We start from the raw sequence: 19,842 nt of genomic DNA on the forward strand, positions 1-19,842 counted from the left end.
GAGTGTAGCTGCATCTCTTTTATGGTGATAATTATGGTGCTTTTTTATGATAGTTAGGGTTTCATTTCAATGAATTGTTTCATTTTGGAGAGTGTTGACAAAAAACATGTTTCATCCTAACCTCGTCCTTAAATACCTTTGATATGAGTTTCTACCAGCAAATCGACGATTTTTTAGCAAAGCATAAAGTTGCCGCGCTCTGCATAGTTACCGACACAAAAGGTTCAACTCCTCGTAAAATTGGCTCTAAAATGCTGGTAAGCCCTACTGGCTGCACCTACGGCACCATTGGCGGTGGAGCCATTGAGCGGCAGGTTATTGAGGAGGCAAAGGAGATTGGCCGGAGCAGCAAGGCGAAGAAGAAGATTTTCCAGCTCGAGGCCGACCTGAGTATGCAATGCGGTGGAAGTGTGGAGGTTTACATCGAACCGCTGGGCAACCGTGCAAAACTGTACATTTTTGGTGCGGGTCACGTGGGCAAGGCTCTAGCTGGTTTTGCCCACAGGGTTGATTTTGATGTTACCCTGATCGATTTCAGACCTATAGTATCGGATGAAGAAAAGGCAACCTTCCGTTTTCTGCAGGGCGACTACTACGAATTGCTTGAAACCCTTGAGTACGGCGAGAACACCTACGTTGCCATTATGACCCCCAACCACGAGCAGGACTTTGAGCTGCTCAAGCGGCTAGGTAAAAAGCCCTGCACCTACCTGGGGATGATTGGCAGCAGGGGCAAGGTGGCCAAGGTGCGTGATATCTTCCTGAAGGAGGGGCATTTCACCGAGGAGGAGTTCAACCGCTTCGACACGCCCATCGGCCTCGAGATGGCTGCTGAAACCCCCGAGGAAATTGCTGTGAGCATTCTGGCCAAGCTTATTGATGTGCGCAATAAAAAACAGAAAGTATGAGTGGTTCCAGTTACATCGAATTCCTGCTTGATGGACAGAGGCAGCGGATAGATTTCACCAGCGATTCATGCCTGAAACCCAGCACAACCGTGCTCAACTACCTACGTTCGCTCGATACCCACAAGGGCGTTAAGGAGGGGTGCGCCGAGGGCGACTGCGGTGCCTGTACGGTTGTTGTGGCCAGCCCAGACGAGAATGGCAGGCTCACCTATCAGGCCATCGATTCGTGTCTGCTGTTTTTGCCTTCGATTCACGGCAGGCAGCTGATTACCGTTGAAAACCTCAGCCGAGGAGACAACCGTAACAAGATACTCCATCCGGTACAACAGGCCATTGTGTCCCACAACGGAACACAGTGCGGTTACTGCACCCCCGGGTTTGCCATGTCAACCTTTGCGCTGTTCAAGAATCATGTTAAGCCCTCGCGCGAGGTTGTTGTCGATGCCCTTACAGGAAATCTTTGTCGTTGCACTGGGTATAAGTCCATTGTGCACGCCGCCGAGGAGGCCTGTGAGCATCGAGTCGACGATCAATTCACCACGAATGAAAAGGAGGTTCACTCTCTTCTCATCGATATTACTCGTGATGATGCCGATATTGAGCTGACGGGTAAGGGGCAAAAATACTTTCTTCCATCAAGCCTCGAAAGCGCGCTAACACTCCGAAAGGTGTATCCCGATGCGCTCATCGTCTCGGGGGCTACCGATGTGGCCCTTCGCCAAACCAAGAAAGGCGAACATTTTCCCCTGATTATCGATATTTCGGCAGTGCAGCCGCTGCACCAATTCTGCGAGGATGAAAAGCAGTTCACTTTTGGAGCCGGACTCTGTATGGAGCGCATCAAAAGTCTTGCTCAGGACAGATTACCCGCCCTCTATAGCATGCTGTCGGTTTTTGGCTCCCTGCAAATCCGAAACAGGGCAACCCTGGGCGGAAATATTGGCTCCGCCTCGCCCATTGGCGATACCTTGCCGCTGCTCTTTGCCTACAACGCCTCCGTTAATTTGATTCATGCCGATACATCTACCCGAACACTCCCCATTGAGGATTTCATCACCGGATATCGCAAAACCGCACTCCAACCCAATGAGCTGATCTATAGCGTTACCATCCCAAAACCTGCAAGCGGTTTAGTTGTGAAATCATATAAGGTGTCGAGGCGAAAGGATGTGGATATTTCAACCGTCAGCGCAGCCTTTGCCCTGATAAAGGATGCCCAAGAAACTGTGAACAGCATCAAACTGGCATATGGAGGAATGGCCGCAAAGACCCAAAGGGCATGGCAGGCCGAAGATTATCTGCAAGGTAAAACCTGGAGCATCGAGAATATTGAAAAGGCCATGGGCATGGTTGAACATGATTTCCAACCCCTTTCCGATGCACGTTCCGATGCACAATCGCGCAGGATTGCCGCCTCAAACCTCCTGCTCAAGTTCTTTGACGAAACCCACGAGCATGAATCCCCACGAAATCCATCACGATAGTGCCGAGAAGCACGTAAGCGGTGAATCCATCTTCGTCAACGATATGGATGACGGCAGCAATACGCTGCACGGCTATATCCTCTACAGCAGGTTTGCGCACGCGCGTATTCTCTCAATCGATACCTCCAACGCGGAAGGGTTGGAAGGGGTTTGTGCCGTACTAACGGCCAAGGACATTCCTGGACAAAATCAGATGGGACCCGTGGTGCATGATGAGCTTTGCCTGGCCGATAGCGAGGTAATCTTTGTCGGGCAAGCCATTGCGCTTATCGCAGCGAAGAGTAGAGAGATTGCCCAGCAAGCGGCAAAACTTATTGACATTGAATTTGAGGAGTTACCCGCAATCACCACCCTTGAGCAGGCCATTGAACAGGGTGCGATGCTTGGAACGGTCCGGATTATCAACAGAGGTGATGTCCTGAAGGGTTTAGCACAATCGACACACCGCTTAAAAGGAACGCTCCGTACGGGAGCGCAGGAGCACTGGTATCTCGAGACCCAGAGCTGTCTTTGCGTTCCGGGAGAGCAAAACGAGATGAATGTGTTCAGCTCAACGCAGCACCCATCCGAAACGCAGGCCATTGTGGCCAAGGTGCTGGGTGTGGCCAGCAACGAGGTAGTTGTGGAAACCCGCCGAATAGGCGGTGCTTTTGGCGGCAAGGAAACCCAGGCCACCCACGTGGCTGCCTGGGCGGCAATACTGGCAAGGTATACGCAGCATGCCGTAAAGATACATCTTTTCCGCGACGACGACCAGATAATGACCGGTAAACGCCATCCCTTTATGTCGACCTATGAGATAGGTTTTGATGATGATGGGCGGATTCTGGCCTACGATTTGCGGCTAAACGCCAATGCCGGCGCAGCCACCGACCTGTCGATGGCCATTCTGGACAGAGCCGTTTTTCACGCCGATAACGCCTACTACATTGCCAATATCTCGGTGGTTGGTAAGGCTTGGAAAACCAATATGCCACCCAATACCGCATTTCGCGGTTTTGGAGGACCGCAGGGAATGGCGGTTATTGAAAATGCCATCGACCGCATTGCACGATACCTTAAGAAGGACTCCGCCGAAATCCGGTATGTCAATTTCTATGGGCTCGAAAATCGAAATACCACGCACTACGAGCAGAAGGTTGAAAAAAATAGGCTACTTACCATTTATGACCAATTGGTAAAATCCTCGGGCTACTTCCAGCGACGAGAAGCCGTGAATGAGTTTAACCGCAAAAACACATACGTTAAGCGCGGTTTGGCGTTAACGCCGATTAAGTTTGGCATAGCGTTTACCACCAGCTTTCTCAATCAAGCCGGCGCGTTGCTTAACATTTACCAGGATGGAACCGTGCTGGTTAATCACGGTGGAACCGAGATGGGGCAGGGGTTACATACCAAGATGCTGCAGGTGGCCGCCAGCGAGCTGGGCGTATCGCCCAAATACATCAAGGTGAGTGCCACTAACACATCCAAGGTGCCCAATGCCTCAGCAACAGCGGCCTCATCGGGCAGCGATTTGAATGGGATGGCCGTTAAGAACGCCATAGAGAAGTTGAGGACAAGGCTTGTACCGTTGGCGGCAAAGCTGGTATCGCAACAGGTTGGCAACGACGTCAGGGAAGAAGATATTGTGTTCCAGCACGATAGGGTGTTTCACAGGAATTACCCTGGGAGCAGTATCGCTTTTACCCAGCTGATCTCCTCGGCATACCTCAACCAGATCAGCCTGAGCGCCTCGGGTTTCTACAAAACCCCCGATATTCATTTCGACAAAGACCAGGGCCGGGGAAAACCTTTCCACTACTTTGCCTTTGGTATGGCCGTGGCCGAGGTTGAGGTGGATATGCTCACAGGGCACTACCGGAATATTCGCACTGATATTCTGCACGACGCCGGAAAATCGATGAATAGGCAGATTGACCTTGGACAGGTTGAGGGCGCATTTATTCAAGGCGTGGGCTGGTGTACCACCGAGGTGATGAAGTGGACTCCCCAGGGCCATCTTCTCAACCATAGTCCCGACACCTACAAAATTCCTTCGGTACAGGATATACCCGCTGATTTCCGGGTGAACCTGCTTGAGGATGCTGCCAATCCCAATACCATTAAGCAGAGTAAGGCCGTTGGCGAGCCGCCGTTCATGCTGGCCTTCTCCGTTTGGCTGGCCATTAAGGATGCCCTTGCCTCCATTGCAGAGCACATCCTTGAACCCGATTTTGAGCTGCCCGCCTCCAACGAGGTGATTCTGAAAGCAGCAAGGAAGCTTTTTAGCGAATGTCGTGTATTGCACGTAGGCAAGGCGATGTCTTCTTCAGCCGGAGGAGAGAGCCATTTACATAGAGGCAATGGGTGGGATTAGGTATGCGTATTCTTTTTAAGAATGCCAAGATAGTAACCATGAATGCACTGCGTGAGCTTGTTCAAGGTGATCTGCTGGTTGATGGATCGCGCATCGTGGCGGTTGGAGGGGACATTGAAGAACCTGCCGATCAAGTGATCGATCTCCAGGGGGATTTGCTGATACCCGGCTTGATTCAAAGCCATATTCATCTTTGTCAGACCTTGTTTCGGGGACAGGCGGATGATTTAGCACTCTTGGATTGGCTTAAATTGAAAATTTGGCCACTTGAAGGTGGGCATGATCCCGAATCCCTTTATGATTCCGCCTTACTTGGCATTGGCGAATTGTTCCTTGGGGGAACAACAACGATTGTCGATATGGAAACCGTCCATCATACGGAACACGCTTTTGAGGCGATTCTCTCTACTGGTTTGAGAGCCTTATCAGGCAAGGTCATGATGGATGACTGCAGCAAGGATATTCCAGGTACTTTACGGGAGACGACCGAGGCGTCCATCCAGGAAAGCGTCGATTTATATGAGAAATATCACGGTAAAGGGAATGGACGCCTGGAAGTGGCGTTCACACCGCGTTTCGTTATTTCCTGTACCGATACCTTATTAAGAGAGGTTGCACGGCTTGCTCGAGAAAAAAATGCCTTTGTGCATACCCACGCTTCAGAAAACCTGACAGAAATACAGCTTGTCGAGCGCGCGCGGGGAATGCGCAATATCATGTATCTAGATAAGGCCGGTTTAACGGGCCCGAAGCTCATCCTCGCTCACTGCATTTGGCTGGATGAAGCAGAAAAGGACATCTTGATTCAGACCAGGACGCGAATTGCCCATTGCCCCTCATCAAACTTGAAATTGGCCTCGGGGATTGCACCGATTCATGAAATGATGCAACGCGGCGCAGAGATTTCCCTGGGTGCAGATGGGGCACCTTGCAATAATAACCTGGACGGATTCAGAGAAATGCGCCATGCGGCCTTGATGCAAAAGCCGTTACATGGGCCTACGGTTATGCCGGCACAAAGCGTGTTTGAACTGGCTACCCTCGGCGGAGCTCGGGCCATTGGGCATCAAGACGATCTGGGAAGTTTGGAAGTCGGGAAAAAAGCGGATCTAGCAGTCGTTAGTCTGCAAGGATTACACACGTGGCCCAACGAACATGTGGATGTTTATTCGCAGCTGGTTTATCAGGCAACTGCCTCCGATGTCCATCTTACCATGGTGGATGGGCAAATCGTGATGAGAGACCGGCAGCTTTTGACCATTGATGTTCCGAGACTTAAAGCGAGTTCGACGGAGAGTCTGAGTCGAGTCATGAACAGGGTCGGCCTGCTTTAGCGGAACTTTGTCTTAGGGAGGGAGAGGTATGTCGAGTTTTAAGCAGAGGATGGATGAGGCTCGGGGGCTTGTTACAATTGATTTGGTTCTGAGAAACGCCAGGTTGGTTAATGTTTTCTCGGCAGAAATCCATGAAACGGACATAGGAATTCATCAAGGATACTTCGTCGGGATTGGATCTTTCCCGGATGCGGAGAAGGAAGTTGATTTGTGTGGGAACTTTGTTGTTCCCGGGCTGATTGACGGACATGTCCATATTGAAAGCTCGCATCTCTGTCCGGAAGAATTTTGTTCGGTTCTTCTTTCTCACGGCGTTACTACGGCTGTTGTTGATCCTCATGAAATAGCCAACGTCTTTGGCAGTAAAGGAATTCAGTATATTCTCGACAGCGTGGAGAAGTTACCCTTTAATACCTTTGTTGCCCTTCCTTCCTGCGTTCCGGCAACAGATTTAGAGACCTCCGGGGCTCGCTTGGGGGCGAAAGACTTAGCTGCATTTATTGCTCATCCCAAGGTGATCGGATTAGGAGAGGTTATGGATTTCCAGGGAGTCATACAAGCAAAGCCGGGGATGGTGGAAAAGTTAGAGCTCCCGGTTTCCTTCTTTGATGGACATGCTCCCGGAATATCTCCGCAGGATCTGAATGCGTATTTTCTCGCGGGAATTCACACTGAACATGAGTGTTCTACGATGGAAGAGGTCAGAGAACGTCTACGACGGGGTTTTCATGTGATGCTTCGCGAAGGGAGCGCTGCTAAAAATCTCTTGGATCTTCTGCCGGCGGTCACTGCTGGAAATTCGGGACAATGCCTGCTGGTCACCGATGACCGTCATACCATTGACCTGCTTCAGGACGGGAGTATTGATCATCTTGTCCGCCTGGCGATTGGGGCAGGAATGGATCCAATACAGGTGATTCAAATGGCAACGATTAATGCGGCGCGGGCCATCGGACTCCCCCGTTTGGGCGCAGTGGCTCCTGGGTATCAAGCGGATTTTGTTATTTTAAACGACCTTGACCAGTTCAATATTGACGAAGTTTACTGGCGAGGTGAAAGACAAAGCAAAAGAGGAGAACGCCCACGGTTTCAGCGTCTTGGCAACCAGGGACTCACCGGGAGCGTACATCTCGGGACATGGTCGCCAACAAAACTCAGAGTGTTTGCCAATAAGGAAACAGAGTCATCTCATGTCGCCCGCGTTCGGGTGATTGGCGTTCAGGGGCATTCACTGGTCACGTCCGGCTTGATAAGAGAACTTCCGGTGAGGGATGGACTTGTGCACAGAGACCCGAGCCAAGGAATTGGCAAGCTGGCGGTGCTCGAGCGGCATCACGAGACAGGGAACGTGGGCGTTGGATTCGTTGAGGGACTGGGTTTGAAAAAAGGGGCCATCGCTTCGACGGTGGCCCATGATTCGCACAACCTGGTGGTCGTGGGTATGAGCGATGAAGAAATGAATCTTGCCCTTTTGACCTGTGCAGAAATGGGTGGTGGTCTCTGCCTGGTGGATGGAGAGCAGGTGATCGGCAAGCTTGCATTACCGATTGCCGGCCTCATGTCTGATCAAGACGCTGAGGCGGTTGCTGCAACACTTGGTGAGTTGCACGAGCGGGCACATAGTCTGGGAATGAGTCAGACGGTCGATCCGTTTATGACCCTGGCCTTTCTTTCTCTACCGGTCATTCCAGAATTAAAGCTGACTGATTTGGGGTTGGTCGATGTTGAAAGTTTTCAGTTGGTGGAGACCGTCTTATCAAACGCTTGAGAAATCCGGGGTATTTCAGATCCACCTCAGGAAATCTTTATTTGCCGTAAGCGGAGGGCATTGCCGATTACCGAGACGGAGGAGAGACTCATGGCCGCAGCCGCAATCATCGGCGACAGCAGGATGCCCAGGAAGGGAAAGAGCAGTCCGGCCGCCACCGGCACGCCCAGCGAGTTATAGAAAAAGGCGAAGAAGAGGTTCTGCTTGATATTGGCCATCGTCGCCCTGGACAGTTTCCTGGCCCGGACTATACCGGTCAGATCGCCCTTGACCAGGGTAACGCCGGCCGATTCCATGGCCACGTCGGTGCCGGTGCCCATGGCGATGCCTACCTGGGCCTGGGCCAGGGCCGGCGCGTCGTTGATGCCGTCGCCGGCCATGGCGACAATGCGGCCTTCGTCCTGGAATTTTTTCACGATCGCCGCCTTTTGATCGGGCAGCACCTCGGCCACCACCTCGTCGATTGCCAGTCTTGCGGCTACGGCCTTGGCCGTGGCCCAGTTATCGCCGGTCAGCATCACCACCTGCAATCCTTCCTCGTGCAACTGACGGATGGCGATCGGTGTGCTTTCCTTGATCGGATCGGATACAGCCAGCAAGCCGGCGAGGTTGCCGTCGGCGGCAACGAACATAACCGTTTGCGCCTCCTTGCGCATCTCTTCGGCACGATTGGCCAGCGCTGCGGTGTCAACGCCAAAATCCTCCATCAATCTCTGATTGCCGAGGAGGACCTTGACGCCCTCGACGGTGCCGGAGACGCCCTTGCCGGTATGTGAATCGAAATCAACGGCATCGACCGCCGCAACCTGCCGCTCCCCTGCTCCTGCGACGATGGCCGCAGCCAGGGGGTGTTCACTGGCCTTTTCCAGGCTTGCCGAAAGCAGCAGGAGCCTTTCCTCGGTCATGTCGTCTGCCGTCACCACCTCGGTCAACTTCGGCTTGCCGAGGGTCAGGGTGCCGGTCTTGTCCACCACCAGGGTGGTGACCTTGCGCATGGTTTCAATGGCCTCGGCGTTTTTGAACAACACTCCCATGGTCGCGCCCTTGCCGGTGGCCACCATGATGGACAGCGGGGTGGCGAGTCCCAGGGCACACGGGCAGGCGATGATCAGCACCGATATCGCCGCAATCAGCGCATGGGCCAGGCGCGGGTCCGGGCCGAAATAATACCAGATGCCAAAGGCGACCAGGGCGATAGCGATCACCACCGGCACAAAATAGCCGGAGACGATGTCGGCCAGTTTCTGGATCGGCGCCCGTGAGCGCTGGGCCTCAGCGACCATCTGGACAATCTGGGCGAGCAGTGTGTCGCTTCCCACCTTTTCGGCCCGCATGGTGAGCGAGCCGGTACTGTTGACCGTGGCGCCGATCACCTTGTCATCCTGCTGTTTTTTGACCGGGATCGGCTCACCGGAGATCATCGATTCGTCCACCGAGCTGGTGCCGTCGACGACCTTTCCGTCCACCGGCACCTTTTCGCCCGGGCGGATCCTGAGGAGGTCGCCGACCTCGACCTGTTCCAGGGCTATATCGACCTCGCTGCCGTCTTCATTGATCTTTCGCGCCGTTTTCGGGGCCAAGCCCAGAAGAGCCTTGATCGCCGCGCCGGTCTGGCTGCGGGCCCGCAGTTCCAAGACCTGACCAAGCAGAATCAAGGTGACGATCATCGCCGCCGCCTCGAAATACACCTCTACGGTGCCATCATGGCCGCGCATGGCAGCCGGAAAGATCTCCGGAAAAAAGACGGCGACCAGGCTGTAGAGATAGGCAACGGACACCCCCAGGCCGATCAGGGTGAACATGTTGAGGCTTCGGTTGAGCAGCGATTGCCCGGCCCGCACATGAAAAACCCAGCCAGCCCAGAGCACCACCGGCGTCGCCAGTATCAGCTCCAGCCAGCCGAGAGTCCGGGGCGAGGCCTGGTTTTCGAGGAGAGCGCCGCCCGGCAGCATGCCCCGCATGGCAATGACCATCAACGGCACGGAAAGAATCGCCGCGAAGATGAATCGTCTGCGCATGGAGTCGTACTCGGGATTTTCCTCCTCTTCAAGACTGACCGTGCGTGGTTCAAGGGCCATGCCGCATTTGGGACAGCTGCCAGGCCTATCCCGGAGAATTTCCGGATGCATCGGGCAGGTATACTGCTTGCCCGGAACCGATTTTTCCTCTTTTGCCGCAGCCGGGATATCGACCTCTTTCGCCAGAAATCTGCCGGGATTGCTTTTGAATTGAGTCAGGCAATGTGCACTGCAGAAATAGTAGGCTTTGCCATCGTGGTCAAAACGGCTGAACTCATCCTCCCGGTCGGTTGACATGCCGCACACAGGGTCGGTAAAGCTCATCTTCTGCCCGTGAGAATGTTCGTTCTGTGTCTGGTGCCGGTGTTGAGCGTCTATCATGCGTCCCACCTCCATACGGTTGTATTTCCGTCATAACCATAATCAACTCTAGGTATTTTCGGGGCTATGTCAATTCGATGGAAATCAGATCCGGAGATGATGGGTTGCGGGACTATGATCGAAGTTACCTTTACCTTTGGTTGTCCTGGAGCTGATGGGTGATCAATTGGAGATCTTCCGGTCGGTCGACCCCAAAGCCAAGGTAGTCGGTCAGCACGACGTAGATGCTGATACCGGCTTCAAGAAAGCGGAGTTGTTCTAATTTTTCTATCTGTTCCAGAGGGCTTGGCGGGAGAGAGGTAAAGGTCTTCAGGGCGGCAAGCCGGTAGGCGTATAACCCGATATGCAGCAGGTAATCGGTATCGGTCTGGTCGATATCACGGATGTGGGGTATTTTTGCTCTGGAAAAATAGAGGGCAAAGCCTTTTGCCGAGCGGACAACTTTCACTCGATCGGTATTTTCTGCCTGTTTGGCATCGATCAACCGGGCCAGGGTGGTAACCTGAATGTTCGAATCAACAAAGGGTTCGACCAGTTTTCGCAGCATTTCCGGGTCGAGAGCCGGTTCGTCGCCCTGGATGTTGACCACCACCGCCTCGTCTTCCAGGCCGAGAATCTCCGCCGCCTCCATGATTCTGTCCGAACCGCTGGGATGGCCGGGGTCGGTCATGACCACCGGCACATGCAGATTTCTCGCCGCATCATAAATGCGCTGGTCGTCGGTGGCCAGGCAGACTTTTTGCAGCAGCGGGCAGCTGGCCGCACGTTCGTAAACCCAGTAGAACATCGGCTTGCCGAGAATATCGGCCAGGGGTTTTCCGGGGAAACGGTGGGATTGATATCTCGCCGGAATAATGCCGTAACAAGGTGGTAAAGTGTGCATACTATTTTTGTTCCAGAACAGCCAATGAATCGATAATCTGCTGACACACCTGGTGTGTGCCCCCTTTACGCGGTTCAAAAAAAGCCTGAACCTCTTTTATCACTGCGTCTTTAGAAAGATCGGTGTCGATTGCCCTGAGCAGGCAGCTTACCAGCTCTTTCTCGTCAGCTACCTCCTGCACCAGTTCGCAATCAATGATTTCCCGGCCAACCCAGGCAAAATTTTTCCAATAGGGACCGATGATCGGTTTGCGTCCGAATACTAACGGTTCAAGAAAATTCTGGCCACCCAAATTTTCCAGGGAGCCGCCGACAAAAGTTGCATCGGCCAGCGCATAGGCCCCGGCAAGTTCACCAAAGACGTCCCAGACAATAACCGATCCGGGAGACTGGCGAACGTCGATTTCCGAGCGTTTCACGGCAAAAATATTTTCTCTTTTCAGCAGCTGAAGCCAGTGATCCGCCCGCTCGATATGCTTGGGAAAGAGACCGATGGTACTTTTGGGGCGCGTGGCGAGAAGGTGCACGATCGCCTGAAGAATTTTATGTTCTTCTTCTTTGCGGATGGAGCCAAGCAGCAGGAAGGGACTGTCCTTGGGCAAAAGAAGGGCGATGGGATTGTTTTCGGGCACGTCCTGCACCGGTTCTATCCGATCAAATTTGATGTTGTTTATCAGGCTGACTTTTTCCGGACCGACTATCCGGGCAAAGCGTTCAGCATCAGTCGGGGAGATGGCCAGGACTTTTTCCGGACCATATTTATGAAAAAATCTGCTGAAATATTTATACGAGGCGAAACTCTTCACCGACATCCTGCCGTTAACCAGCAGAACCGGGACATTGTTCCTTTTTGCCTGGATCAGAAAGGCCGGCCAGAGCTCGGTTTCCAGGATAATCGCCAGTTTTGGAGTGAAGCGGCGAAAGGCCTTCTCCATGAGATATGGGGCGTCAAAGGGAAAGTAGGCGACAGTGATGTCGAAAATGTTGTTGTCCGAGGGCAGGTTTTTCCGCCCTTTCATCAGGCTGTCGATGCCCTGTTTGGTCCCGGAGGTGGCCAGAACGCGCCATTGTTTATTCTTTGGCAGGGAGGTGACGAGGCTATCCAGAATCATGGTGGTGAGCATTGATTCGCCGCCGGATGCCGCCTGGATCCACAGGTCAAACGGGCCTTCTGTCAGGTCCTGCAGGGTTCGCTGTCGCCAGCCGAGTCCCATCCGCGGGGAGCGTTGCAAAAATGGCAGGGCCAGGCGCCAGGCAAGATTGTAGAGAGCAAGCAATATATGTATCAACAGGAAAACGCTTCAAAGGATTCAGGGAGCAATCGCTCATGGTGCACAAGCACTTCAACAATACTGTATATTACAATTTGGCGATGCTACCGTGTTCAGGCAATCATTTCAATGATATTTTCCGTACGCGCCGCTGTGTAACCTGAACATATCGGAGTGGTGGAGATGAAAAAGATGGTCGAATTTTACGAGAGCGCTGAAAACAGATGCAAACATAAGACCAGCGAGATCCTTCGGCGTGGTATGATGACTCCGGATAGCATCGAAACCGTCATGACGTCCATCGGCACCATGCAGGAAAAGCGTGAAGATATTCGAAATCTGCTCGCCTGGCCTTGAGCAAAGAGGCTCTGCCGCTGTTATTTTTTACGCACTGAAAGATATCGATCCGTCGTCCGGTCCTGCAGAAAAATATTGGCAAATTCATCACGGTCGGCGGTGTCATACCACTGATGGCCCTGGTCCAGGCAGGCCGGACAGGCGTTGACCGGAATATGGACGGCCAGGATCGGTTTTGGCTGGCCGGCTGTCGATTCTATTCTCAGCGCACCGCCACAGTCATCACAGATGCGGATCATCTCTTTCTGTCGTTCATGGATCCCGTCCTGATCATAGTAGATATTTCGGTTGCGCTGGTCCGGGTAACTCTTGGCGCGGGCCAGTTCAGTAAGCTGCTCCCGCTGATGCCAGATTTTCAGAACCTTTTCTCCAAGCAGTTCGATATGTTCGGTGATTTCCCTGCTCTGTCGGTAGCGATCGGCATTAAAGTCCGGTTCCTTCAGGCGGTCATAGTCCAGTCCGGCCATCGCCAGGATAATACCGGTGTTGATGTAAGGCAGTGCCCCTTCGATGGCGTAACCGCCTTCGAGTACGGCGATATCCGCTTGGAGCAGAGTGGTCAGTGCTGCGTATCCTTGGGCGGAGATGTTCATGTTGGTGATTGGGTCGGAGTAATGATTGTCCTGACCGGCCGAATTGATGATCAGCTGGGGTTTGAAGTCGGCAAGGATCGGCAGGACAATTTCCCTGGTCGCATAGAGATAGCCTTCATCTGAGGTATTTGGCGGCAGGGGGATGTTGATGGTGGTGCCGATGGCATTGGGGCCGCCCATTTCCTGGAGAAAGCCGGTACCGGGATAGAGGGTCCGGCCATCCTGATGCATGGAAATAAACAAGGTATTGGGGTCATGCCAGTAGATGTCCTGGGTGCCGTCGCCGTGGTGGCAGTCGGTATCGACAATCGCCACTCGCTCCACGCCGTAAGCCCGGCGCAGATACTCGATCATGATCGCTTCGATATTGACGTTGCAGAAACCGCGGGTGCCATGGACAACGCGGCAGGCATGGTGGCCGGGTGGGCGGACCAGAGCAAAACCGCGCTCTACGGTGCCGTCCATCACCGCCATGCCGATGGTCTTGGCGCCGCCGGCGCTGATAAAATGGGATTCAGTCATCACCGCCCAGGGATCGGGAACACAGAAGTGCACCCTCTGCACATCGTTTATGGTTACCAGATCCGGCTTGAACTCGAAAATACCGTCTATATCCAGCAGTCCCTCTTCAAACACCTGATCCTGGGTATAGAGGAGCCGTTCTTCTCGCTCCGGGTGAGCGGGGGAGATGGCCCAGTCAAAGGCCGGAAAGAAGACCAGGCCTGTTTTTTTCTTGGCTTGTAGCATAGTGCTGGTTCCTGGTTATTGAGAGTTTTTCGTTCAGTACTGTCTTGGTCGGTCTGGTTAATGCGAGGCGCAGTGCCCATGCCGCTGCATAGGGCGATTCATCATGTAAGTCATCATTCTTTTCTAATAAGACCAGGTTTCAGCTGCATGCGGACCCGAATGTTCTTGCCGATAGTTTGAAAGCCGCGGATCATGTTGAACTGACTTTCCTCAAGAACCTCCGTTTCGATATCCTCGAGGTTGGCTCCACGCCGGAGGGCCTTTTTTCGCAGGAGTTCGTCGGCCAGGTCTCGGGCGTTGCCCAGGTTAAAACCGGCGGATATCGCCTTGCTGAAGCCCTCGCTGGGAGAGGAAGCCCGGCCGAGGGCAGTATCGGCGAACAGGATAACTTCAGAGGTTGTCCGGGCCAGGGCGCAGCCGATGGCATTGGCCACCTGATAATTGGGGACGACCTGCACCGTGCCGTCAAACATAGTCTGCAGCTGGTCGGCAAACTGCGGGGCAGGACCGCCGAGAACCAATATGTGGCTGGGGTGGATTCGGCTGCCTTCCCAGAGTTCGTGTACGGTGTAGACCGGCTTGCTGTTGATGGTGTCGATCATCTGCGCTGCGCTGTCGAGGATAGTGCGACAGGCAGTGGTAAATATTAATTCAGCAGTCTGCTCAAGGCTCAGCCCGAGAGCCAGGGCGACTGGTTCAAGGCCGGCCCTGGATTTGGCCACATCACCACTGTCGCCTTTGCCGAGTACATGAAAGGCATCTGTCGGGGTCGGTGCCGAACCGCCGTAGGCCATGGCCCTGCCGCTCCGGTCCGGACCGATGGTCAGTTTGCCGTCCCGGACCCGGACCGTGCTGTCGCCCCCGATGGCGATGGACTGGGTGAGCAGGGCCCGAATCAGGGTCTTATAGTGCGAGACCTCGATGCCGAGGGGCGCAAGCAGGGGATCCCCGTCGATCAATACCGCCATGTCGGTGGTCGTGCCGCCGATATCCAGCACCAGACAGGTGCCCTGGGCCGGAGCCGAGGAGATGGCGCCCATGACACTGGCCGACGGTCCGGACAGAATGGTCTGTGCCGGGTGGTTTAGCGACGATTCGATATTCATGTTGCCGCCGTCGGGTCTGAGGATGCGGATGGGTACCGTCAACCCTTTCTGGGTCAGCGCTTTTTGCATGGCCTCGAAAAACATTTTATGCACAGGATAGACAGCGCAGTTCAGGTAGGTGGTGGCGATGCGACGGGGGAAATTGAGGTTGCCGGAAGAAAGGTGGCCCATGAAGACCTGCTCGACATAGGGTTGCAGCAGTGCAGCCATCTTTTCCTCCTGCGCCGGATTGCGCACCGAAAACTTCGACACCACCCCGGCATAGCGTATCCCCCGGCGTTTGAGGTCCTCGCCGATGGACTGCACCTGTTTGTCGTCAAGGGGTTGTATTTCCCGGCCGCGATGATCCTGTGCGCCATCGACCGTATAGTAGAAAGGGTTGGTACGAAAGTGGCGGGGGTCGATGCCCGGACCACTGGCGACGACCATGCCGACGTCGGGGAGTTTCTCCTGGGCAACGAGATTGGTGGCCAATGTGGTGCTGAGGACCGCCCGTCGAATGGATTTGGGGTCAATGCCCTCGATTACCGCACTGAGACCGTCGAGCAGGGTTTGAAAAAGATTGTCCGCATCGGTGGCAATCTTGACTTCGCGGACAAGTTGCCTGCCGTGCAGCAGAATGACGTCGGTATGGGTGCCGCCTACATCTAAGCCAATGATCATCCCGTTCATCCGAGGTAAAGGTAGAGGTAACCGGAATAAAAACGAGGAGGTCAAGTGTCGGTAATCATTCCGTTACCAGAAACGGTTCCTGAAAGTATGTCCAGATGATATGATTACAAAGAAGCCGGGAGGCGGTCAAGGACTATTTGTCGAAAACAATAGTCCGGCTGACGAAAAGAAAGCGCAGATCGTGCGTTATGTCATGATCAAACAGTCAAGAAAGCGGCCTGTTTCGGCAGAAGAAAATGGTCCGTCGAGCCCTTGGCAGTACACTCGTCAGGCAATCAGCGCCAGGAGATCCGGCCTGAGATTGGTTTGTTCATTCTCACCGAGGGAGCCGAGTGACAGGCATAATCAGGCTTGCCAGCTTGAATTCCACCTCCATGCCGAGCATGGCCATGCGAATGAATTTTCTCGGGTCCATGTTCTCGATGCCGGAGGCAGGACAGCCGGAGGGAGCCGAGTCCGCAGGTTTAACAGGATTCAAAACTTGCCCCTTTCGGTAGCAGTTTCAGGGCTTTCTCTTTGAAGTTGATGGCAGGTATATTTTTCCAGCCATCACTTCGGGGAAATACGCTCGATCAAGAAGACTGCCGGTATTACGGGTTAAAGTTGTGTTGTAATCGTAGGTTGCCTGAAAGGCTGCTTATTTCGTCAAGGTGCGCCGCACGGCATCCTTCCAGCCGTTGTATTTACGGATACGAATGTCTTCATCAAGAGCCGGAGTAAAACGTCTATCGCGCTTCCATGTGCTGCTGAACTGTTCCGGTGGCGGGAAAATACCCCTCTGCAGTCCGGCCAGATAGGCGGCGCCAAGGGCAGTGGTCTCCAGGACGACCGGTCGATCGACCGGGGCGTTAAGGATATCGGCGAGAAACTGCATGGTGTAGTTGGAGGCGACCATGCCGCCGTCGACGCGCAGCACCGTCTCGCCCATGTTCCGCCAGTCGCCGCGCATGGCCTCGAGCAGGTCGCGGGTCTGAAAACAGACCGATTCCAGCGCCGCCTTGGACAGTTCGGCGGGGCCGGTGGCCCGGGTGATGCCGAAAATAGCCCCTCGGGCGTCGCCGTCCCAGTGCGGCGCGCCCAGGCCGGTAAAGGCCGGGACCAGATAGACATCCTGATTGATGTCCGCCTGGCGGGCAAGTTTGCCAGTTTCCGAGGCGGATTCGATCAGTCCCATGGCGTCACGCATCCATTGCACCGCTGCCCCGGCGACAAAGATCGAACCTTCCAGGGCATAGGTGTTTTTACTGTTCAAACGATACCCGATGGTGGTCAGCAGCCGGTTGGTCGACTGGACCGCCTGCTCGCCGGTGTTCAGCACGACGAAGCAGCCGGTGCCGTAGGTGGATTTGATCATGCCCGGCTGAAAACAGGCCTGGCCGACCAGAGCCGCCTGTTGATCCCCGGCGATGCCGCCGATGGGGATGGCTGCGCCGAGAAGTGCCGGATCAGTCAGGCCGAAGTCGGCCGAGCAATCCTTCACCTCGGGCAGAAGCGCGGCCGGAATATCCAGCAGCTCGAGGATGTCACTATCCCAGCAGTTGTCATGGATATTGTACAGCATGGTGCGCGAGGCGTTGGTGGCATCGGTGCTGTGTTCTTTGCTGCCGGTGAGACGCCAGAGTAAAAAACTATCGACGGTGCCGAAGCGGAGCGAACCGCTCAAGGCCTTTTCCCTGGCCCCGGGGACATTATCGAGGAGCCATTTAATTTTGGTGCCGGAAAAATAGGAATCGAGCAGCAGCCCGGTTTTGGCGGTGATCATCGGATCATGCCCTTGCTCGTGCAATTGACTGCAATAGTCAGACGTTCTTCTATCCTGCCAGACGATGGCCTTGTGAATCGGTATACCGGTATCTTTATCCCAGAGGATGGTGGTTTCCCGCTGGTTGGTGATGCCGATCGCGGCGATGTCGGTGGCCAGGAGAGCCGATTTTTCCAGCGCCTTTCGGCAGGTGGCCAGCGTCGTGCTCCAGATCTCCTCGGGATCGTGTTCTACCCATCCCGATTGGGGGAAAAACTGTTCGAACGCCTGCTGGGCAACAGCAACTATTTCGAGCGCCTCATTAAAAATAATCGCTCTGCTGGAGGTGGTCCCCTGATCGATTGCGAGGATGTACGTTGCCATGGCGGATCTCCTAGGTATCTTCAAAAAATTCTTTCCCTGAACTTTCGCTCTGCATTCGCCCTGAATGAGTTTCTGCCGATACTTTCTTTTTGATATAGCCATCGAGGGTTTCGGTTTCCGCTGCAGACAGGAACAGGCCTGATTTGGTGCGCCGCCAGAGGATGTCTGCCGCACATCCGGCCCATTCTTCAGCGAGAAGATAATCGACCTCAAAACCATACAGATCATGGCCGAAATGTGGCCCCAGATCACTCTTCTCCTTGATCTTGTCGGTCATGGTAGAGGCCCTGGTGCCGTAGGTTCTAAAGAGACGGGTGGCGAGTTGCCGGTGCAGCACCGGACACCGGCCCGAGAGTTTTTTCACCTCGAGGTCGAAGTCGCCCGGGCGAAAATCCCCGCCGGGAAGAGGACACGGTTCCGTCCATTTTCTGCCCATTCCCGGCAGAAAGGGGGGAAGCTTATCCAGCACCGATTCGGCAAGTTTACGGTAGGTGGTAATCTTGCCGCCATAGATGGACAGCAGCGGGGCTTCGTTTTGGCCGGTATCGAGTTTCAGCACATAATCGCGGGTGGCGGCTTTCGCTTCACTTTTGCCGTCATCAAAAAGAGGACGGATACCGGAAAAGCTGCCGACCACATCCTCCTTGACAATCTGGTGGAGAAAATATTCCGATGCCGCCTTACACAGATAGTCGGTCTCTTCCGGGGAAATGTGCACTGTGTCCGGATCGCCATGAAAATCGCGGTCGGTGGTGCCGATCAGGGTGAATTGCCCTTCGTAGGGGATGGCGAAGATGATTCGACCGTCACCGTTTTGAAAAATATAGGCCCGTCCATGATCAAACAGTTGACGGACAATGATATGGCTGCCCTGCACCATGCGGATATGTTCTCTGGTCGCCGAGTGGGTGATATGGCTCTGCAGTTCGTCAAGCCACGGGCCCGAGGCGTTAATGAGTACTCTGGCCTCGATCGGAAATTCTTTCTTGGCGAGTTCGTCAAAGAGCGTCAATTGCCAGGTCTTGCCGCTTCGCGTGGCCGCGCGTAAGCGGCAGCGGGTCCTGATCTCCGCACCCTTCACCCTGGCATCCATGGCGTTGAGGACGACCAGGCGGCTGTCCATTACCCAGCAGTCGGAGTATTCAAAACCCCTGCTAAAGTCTTTTTTGAGGACGTGTCCTGCAACATCGGTGCGGAGATTGATGCTGCTCGTGCCGGGGAGGAGCTTTCTGCCGCCGATATGATCGTAAAGAAATAAACCGAGGCGTATCAGCCATGCGGGGCGCAGGCCTCGATGATGGGGCAGGATAAAGCGCAGCGGCCAGATGATATGCGGTGCGGCCTGGAGCAGGACTTCTCGTTCACGCAGGGCTTCACGCACCAGGCGGAATTGGTAATATTCCAGATAGCGCAGACCGCCGTGAATCAGTTTCGTCGAACGCGACGACGTGCCGCCGGCCAGATCATCCTTTTCACAGAGAAATACCGCAAGCCCCCGTCCGGCAGCGTCACGCGCAATACCGCAGCCATTGATGCCGCCGCCAATAATCGCTACATCGAAAACGGGAGTCTTCATAACCGGGACCTGGCAGGAGGTTAAGGAGGGTTACTCCTTCCTCGGGTTTCTTTCAAGTGTGGTGATAAATACTTTCGAACGCAAGGGAAACTATGAATTAACCGAAATAAGATGTTGAGAAAAGTCAATTTGTCTTTCATTTGAAAGAAAAGGTGGGAAGGAAAGGCTGGGAATGAAATGCTGAAAAGGAACATTGAAAAAATGACAGGGGAAAAGTGAGGGGCTTCGCCGCGAAGATGCCAGCGAACTTGAAAAATATCG

At 54.2% G+C, this 19,842-nt stretch carries 14 protein-coding genes; 6 read left to right on the forward strand and 8 right to left on the reverse strand.

Annotation, left to right across the window (positions count from 1 at the left end; genetic code table 11):
* Window positions 1–143: 143 nt before the first annotated feature.
* From ACYQ8U_RS01925 to ade, 5 genes are read left to right on the forward strand one after another with little or no spacing between them, the layout of a single operon-like run.
* Complete coding sequence (locus tag ACYQ8U_RS01925) at window positions 144–908, forward strand: XdhC family protein (RefSeq protein WP_459943823.1); 765 nt, start codon at window positions 144–146, stop codon at window positions 906–908.
* Window positions 905–2,392, forward strand: coding sequence for a xanthine dehydrogenase small subunit (gene xdhA / locus ACYQ8U_RS01930; RefSeq protein WP_459943824.1), 1,488 nt, complete (start codon window positions 905–907; stop codon window positions 2,390–2,392). The genes ACYQ8U_RS01925 and xdhA overlap by 4 nt, the downstream gene beginning before the upstream one ends.
* A complete protein-coding gene (gene xdhB / locus ACYQ8U_RS01935) occupies window positions 2,346–4,751 on the forward strand; it encodes a xanthine dehydrogenase molybdopterin binding subunit (protein ID WP_459943825.1) in 2,406 nt (801 codons plus the stop codon). Before xdhA ends, xdhB begins: the two co-directional genes overlap by 47 nt.
* A gap of 2 nt (window positions 4,752–4,753) precedes the next feature.
* Window positions 4,754–6,085, forward strand: a complete 1,332-nt coding sequence (locus ACYQ8U_RS01940; RefSeq protein ID WP_459943826.1) for a 5'-deoxyadenosine deaminase — start codon at window positions 4,754–4,756, stop codon at window positions 6,083–6,085.
* Between the two features lie 28 nt (window positions 6,086–6,113).
* Window positions 6,114–7,853, forward strand: a complete 1,740-nt coding sequence (ade, locus tag ACYQ8U_RS01945; protein WP_459943827.1) for an adenine deaminase — start codon at window positions 6,114–6,116, stop codon at window positions 7,851–7,853.
* A 26-nt stretch (window positions 7,854–7,879) separates the two neighbouring features.
* Here the strand turns inward: ade and ACYQ8U_RS01950 are convergent, their stop codons facing one another.
* The 3 genes from ACYQ8U_RS01950 to ACYQ8U_RS01960 all read right to left on the reverse strand — a co-directional run bounded on the left by ACYQ8U_RS01950 (window position 7,880) and on the right by ACYQ8U_RS01960 (window position 12,423).
* The gene (locus tag ACYQ8U_RS01950; protein ID WP_459943828.1) at window positions 7,880–10,252 is read right to left on the reverse strand and encodes a heavy metal translocating P-type ATPase; all 2,373 of its coding nucleotides are present in this window, start codon (window positions 10,250–10,252) and stop codon (window positions 7,880–7,882) included.
* 130 nt (window positions 10,253–10,382) lie between these two features.
* Window positions 10,383–11,135, reverse strand: coding sequence for a 3-deoxy-manno-octulosonate cytidylyltransferase (kdsB, locus tag ACYQ8U_RS01955; protein WP_459943829.1), 753 nt, complete (start codon window positions 11,133–11,135; stop codon window positions 10,383–10,385).
* A 1-nt stretch (window position 11,136) separates the two neighbouring features.
* Window positions 11,137–12,423, reverse strand: a complete 1,287-nt coding sequence (locus ACYQ8U_RS01960; protein WP_459943830.1) for a 3-deoxy-D-manno-octulosonic acid transferase — start codon at window positions 12,421–12,423, stop codon at window positions 11,137–11,139.
* Between the two features lie 165 nt (window positions 12,424–12,588).
* On the opposite strand from ACYQ8U_RS01960, the gene ACYQ8U_RS01965 reads away from it, so the two are divergent.
* A complete protein-coding gene (locus ACYQ8U_RS01965; RefSeq protein ID WP_459943831.1) occupies window positions 12,589–12,762 on the forward strand; it encodes a hypothetical protein in 174 nt (57 codons plus the stop codon).
* Window positions 12,763–12,782: 20 nt separating this feature from the next.
* Here ACYQ8U_RS01965 and ACYQ8U_RS01970 read toward each other — a convergent pair whose 3' ends face one another.
* From ACYQ8U_RS01970 to glpD, 5 genes are all read right to left on the reverse strand, one after another.
* Entirely contained in the window at window positions 12,783–14,102 is a 1,320-nt protein-coding gene (locus ACYQ8U_RS01970) for a histone deacetylase family protein (protein ID WP_459943832.1), read from the reverse strand.
* A gap of 113 nt (window positions 14,103–14,215) precedes the next feature.
* A complete protein-coding gene (locus tag ACYQ8U_RS01975) occupies window positions 14,216–15,871 on the reverse strand; it encodes a hydantoinase/oxoprolinase family protein (RefSeq protein WP_459943833.1) in 1,656 nt (551 codons plus the stop codon).
* Window positions 15,872–16,196: 325 nt separating this feature from the next.
* Entirely contained in the window at window positions 16,197–16,358 is a 162-nt protein-coding gene (locus ACYQ8U_RS01980) for a hypothetical protein (RefSeq protein ID WP_459943834.1), read from the reverse strand.
* 159 nt (window positions 16,359–16,517) lie between these two features.
* Window positions 16,518–18,005, reverse strand: a complete 1,488-nt coding sequence (glpK, locus tag ACYQ8U_RS01985) for a glycerol kinase GlpK (protein WP_459943835.1) — start codon at window positions 18,003–18,005, stop codon at window positions 16,518–16,520.
* A 10-nt stretch (window positions 18,006–18,015) separates the two neighbouring features.
* On the reverse strand, window positions 18,016–19,581 hold the full coding sequence (gene glpD / locus ACYQ8U_RS01990; protein WP_459943836.1) for a glycerol-3-phosphate dehydrogenase: 1,566 nt from the start codon (window positions 19,579–19,581) through the stop codon (window positions 18,016–18,018).
* Window positions 19,582–19,842 lie beyond the last annotated feature (261 nt).

This window comes from Desulfocastanea catecholica (assembly GCF_054657295.1).

Coding starts and splice junctions, on each gene's coding strand:
- ACYQ8U_RS01950 (WP_459943828.1), bottom strand. CDS start 10,252: ATGATAGACGCTCAACACCGGCACCAGACACAGAACGAACATTCTCAC.
- ACYQ8U_RS01965 (WP_459943831.1), top strand. CDS start 12,589: ATGAAAAAGATGGTCGAATTTTACGAGAGCGCTGAAAACAGATGCAAA.
- glpD (WP_459943836.1), bottom strand. CDS start 19,581: ATGAAGACTCCCGTTTTCGATGTAGCGATTATTGGCGGCGGCATCAAT.
- xdhA (WP_459943824.1), top strand. CDS start 905: ATGAGTGGTTCCAGTTACATCGAATTCCTGCTTGATGGACAGAGGCAG.
- ACYQ8U_RS01970 (WP_459943832.1), bottom strand. CDS start 14,102: ATGCTACAAGCCAAGAAAAAAACAGGCCTGGTCTTCTTTCCGGCCTTT.
- kdsB (WP_459943829.1), bottom strand. CDS start 11,135: ATGCACACTTTACCACCTTGTTACGGCATTATTCCGGCGAGATATCAA.
- ACYQ8U_RS01925 (WP_459943823.1), top strand. CDS start 144: ATGAGTTTCTACCAGCAAATCGACGATTTTTTAGCAAAGCATAAAGTT.
- ACYQ8U_RS01940 (WP_459943826.1), top strand. CDS start 4,754: ATGCGTATTCTTTTTAAGAATGCCAAGATAGTAACCATGAATGCACTG.
- ACYQ8U_RS01975 (WP_459943833.1), bottom strand. CDS start 15,871: ATGATCATTGGCTTAGATGTAGGCGGCACCCATACCGACGTCATTCTG.
- glpK (WP_459943835.1), bottom strand. CDS start 18,005: ATGGCAACGTACATCCTCGCAATCGATCAGGGGACCACCTCCAGCAGA.
- ade (WP_459943827.1), top strand. CDS start 6,114: ATGTCGAGTTTTAAGCAGAGGATGGATGAGGCTCGGGGGCTTGTTACA.